This window comes from uncultured Lacinutrix sp. (assembly GCF_947500325.1).
In the GTDB taxonomy this organism is placed as follows: domain Bacteria; phylum Bacteroidota; class Bacteroidia; order Flavobacteriales; family Flavobacteriaceae; genus Lacinutrix.
On the sequence record NZ_CANMRQ010000092.1, the window covers coordinates 1 to 515 of the forward strand.

Annotated in this window: 1 protein-coding gene; it reads left to right on the forward strand. The window is 33.0% G+C overall.

Annotated features, from left to right (window positions below):
- A partial coding sequence (locus Q0997_RS20310; protein WP_367180232.1) for an OmpA family protein occupies nucleotides 1-515 on the forward strand: 515 nt, incomplete at both ends.

Genomic DNA, 515 nt, shown 5'->3' on the forward strand with positions numbered 1-515 from the left:
TTTAGTATTAATGAAGAGTCTGGAGAAGGCTTTATTTCTTCAAACAGAGAAGGTGGAAAAGGAGGAGATGATATTTATGCTATTAAAAAAATACAACCCCTTTGTGATGTACTAATAGTAGCAACAGTTATAGATAATAAAACAAAAGCACCAATAGCAGGAGCATCGGCTTCTTTAGTAGATGCAGAAGGTAATGTGTTATCTACAAAAACAACAGATGCAGAAGGAAAAGTAGAATACATTGTAGAATGTGAACAAGATACAGAACTACAGGTAACTATGACTGATTATGAAAGTAATAAACTCTCAATAGCAGGTAGTAATGAAGAAGAGGTAATGGTAGAGATCGCATTAGATCCAATCGAGAAGATTGTAGTACCAGAAGTACGTATAGTGCTTAACCCAATTTATTTTGATTACGATAAATCTAACATTACAGCAAAAGCAGCTTTTGAATTAGATAACTTAGTACAGGTAATGAATAAATATCCTGATATGGTAATTTATGCAACCTC